The sequence below is a fragment of the uncultured Methanobrevibacter sp. genome (assembly GCF_937881195.1).
Classification (GTDB): domain Archaea; phylum Methanobacteriota; class Methanobacteria; order Methanobacteriales; family Methanobacteriaceae; genus Methanobinarius.
In genome coordinates, this window is record NZ_CALGFC010000062.1 from 1 (window position 1) to 2,710 (window position 2,710).

Sequence of the window (2,710 nt, forward strand, 5' to 3'; positions counted from 1 at the left end):
AAAATAATAATACAAACAAAAATAATTCTAAAAATAATAATACAAACAAAAATAAAACTAATAACAATACAATAAACAACAATAATGCAAAAAATAATATAAAAACTAAAAATAATACTATAAACACTAATAAAAGAGAAAATAATATAAAAAATAATACAAAAACAAAAAACAACACCATAAATAGCACCAAAAACAATGCAAAAAATGAAAATAATAATAATAAAAATAATTCTAATTCAGAAAATGTGCAAGATATGCTTAAAGAAGCATTGAAATTATATAAAGAGAAAAATTACACATTTGCAAAAGATTTACTAATAAATATATTAGATAATGATAAAAAAAATTCTGATTCTTGGTACTTGTTAGGAGCTATATTAAATGATCAAGGAGATTCAAATGGAGCTATTAAATTTTTAAAAAAATCAATTAGCATAGATCCAGCTAATGAAAAAGCTCATGAATTAATAGACATTATCAAAAGTCAGCCATAATCTATTATATTATATCTCAACTAGTTTATCATGTAAAATATATTATATAAAAATTTTAGCTATAATTATAAAAATAGCTATATAAGCAAAAAATAAAAAAGCTATTAATAACATAATTATTAATATAAAGAAAATCAAAAATTTATAAGTGAAAAATTAGTGTAATAAAAATAAATGATAATATGTCTACTAATGAAAAAACAAAAATAAAGTTTGATATTCTAAATAAAATTAATGAAATTTTAGAGCAAAATCAAATCCAAAAAATTGATAAATTAACCACTGTAAATTCCTCTATAAATACATCTTATTTAGGAAATATTCAAGTTTTCGATGAAAATAAAGTGGAATCAATTAGCTCAAAATTAGATGAAATTTTTAATGAATATGGAACTTGTTCACTTAGAACAGAAGAGGTTACCTCTTGTTGTAAGCCACCATATAAAAATCTTAGTTTTAAAATCAATATCTCAAATAAAGATTAATATTATCATTCTTAAAGACTAATTTCAATATTCTAAATAAAAATTAATTATTCATATTCTTAAAAATTAAATTTTATATCTCAAATAAAAATTATTATTCATATTCTTAAAAATTATTATTATTATTATTATTATTAATATTTTTAAAAATTATTATTATTATTATTATTATTATTATTATTCATATTCTTAAAAATTATTATTATTATTAATATACATAAAAATTAAATTTTATATCTCAAAAAAATAATATTAATATCCTAAATAACAATTAATATTATCATTCTTAAAAATTAATATTAATATCTTTAAAGATTAATATTAATATCTCAAATAAAAATTAATAGGTTGTAAAGATACAGATGAAATCAGAAAGATATGAAAATCATGAAAAAGATATGTTAAAATCAATCCTATCACGATCTTTAACTTCAAAAGCACCTTCTGAAGAGACTATAGCTAAAGCTCATGAAAATTCTGGAGTAAATTCTAATGATCCTCTAATAAAATTAAAATATACATTGTTGGACCAATATCAAGGCCAAAAATTAGAGGATATTGAAGGTAGTGAAGTTATAGAAAATAGTTCTGGAGAAACTTTAAAAATTACAAAAAAAGAAAAAATTGACTTTTCCATAGACAGAGCAGAATTTGAAAAAGAATTAGCTTGTGATTTAAAATTAGTTCCTAAGATTGGTCCTGCTACTGAAAAAAAACTTAAAGAAGAAGGTTATGCTGATATAAAGTCTCTTTTAGACCATGAAAAATATGGTGAATATGCAGAAGAAATTATTGAAAAAATAGAGACTGGAAATCATATTGATAAATTCAATTTAATAAGAAAAAATTGTAATAATAAAGGTAAGATGCTTAAATGTGCTGGAGATCTTGATTACGACAGTTTTAAATTTATGGATATTGAAACCTTAGGACTTTCTAATGTTCCAATTATTCTTATTGGAATAGCTGAAATGGATAAAAAAGGTAAATCAATCACTTCAACACAATATGTACTTAGAGATAAAGTAGAAGAGTCAGCTGTTTTAGAAGGTTATCTATCCCATCTTGATGATGATTCAACACTTGTTACATATAATGGTGCTAGTTTTGATGTTCCATTTATAAAAAATAGATGTAATTATTACCAAATGGAAAATGAAACTCGTCCTTTCCATTATGATTTAATATACTATGCAAGAACTCTTTGGAAAGATAAATTACCAAATTGTAAATTAACAACTATAGAAAAACATATTTTCAATATTAATCGTATTGATGATGTTCCAGGATCACATATCCCTGATTTTTATGATACTTATCTAAAAGAAAACAATATTGGACCTTTAGTTCCTATAATTGAACATAATCGTTTTGATATAGTCTCATTAGCAAAATTCTTAAATAGAATGTGTGAAAAATTTTAATACAAATTTTTAATTAAAAAATTGATAAATTTATAGTTAATAAATTGCTAAATTTATAGTTAATAATATTAAATTATATTAAAAATATTAATAAATATTAATAAATATTAAAGTTTTTTGTTCTATTAATTTAGATAAAATATTTAATTTAAAACATTTAATTAAAGTTTTAATAGCTTAAGATTCATTTTTTAAACTTATAGCTAATTAAACTTTATTAAAATCATTAAAAAAATAGATAAAATTAAAAAAATTAAAAAAATTAAAAAAATTAAAAAAATTAAAAAAATTAAAAAAATTAAAA

The 2,710-nt window shown here is 19.6% G+C and carries 2 protein-coding genes and 1 pseudogene; all 3 read left to right on the forward strand.

Translation table 11 applies throughout. The features are described from left to right. Positions 1-497 (forward strand): annotated as a pseudogene (locus Q0087_RS08645) (hypothetical protein); the annotation flags it as partial. Positions 498-679: 182 nt separating this feature from the next. Then, positions 680-982 (forward strand): hypothetical protein, encoded by a 303-nt coding sequence (locus Q0087_RS08650; protein ID WP_297899523.1) that lies wholly within the window; start codon positions 680-682, stop codon positions 980-982. Between the two features lie 362 nt (positions 983-1,344). Continuing rightward, positions 1,345-2,406 (forward strand): ribonuclease H-like domain-containing protein, encoded by a 1,062-nt coding sequence (locus tag Q0087_RS08655; RefSeq protein WP_297899525.1) that lies wholly within the window; start codon positions 1,345-1,347, stop codon positions 2,404-2,406. Positions 2,407-2,710 lie beyond the last annotated feature (304 nt).

Excerpts from the sequence above, each read along its gene's own strand:
- Q0087_RS08655 (WP_297899525.1), top strand. The coding sequence starts at position 1,345 with ATGAAATCAGAAAGATATGAAAATCATGAAAAAGATATGTTAAAATCA.
- Q0087_RS08650 (WP_297899523.1), top strand. The coding sequence starts at position 680 with ATGTCTACTAATGAAAAAACAAAAATAAAGTTTGATATTCTAAATAAA.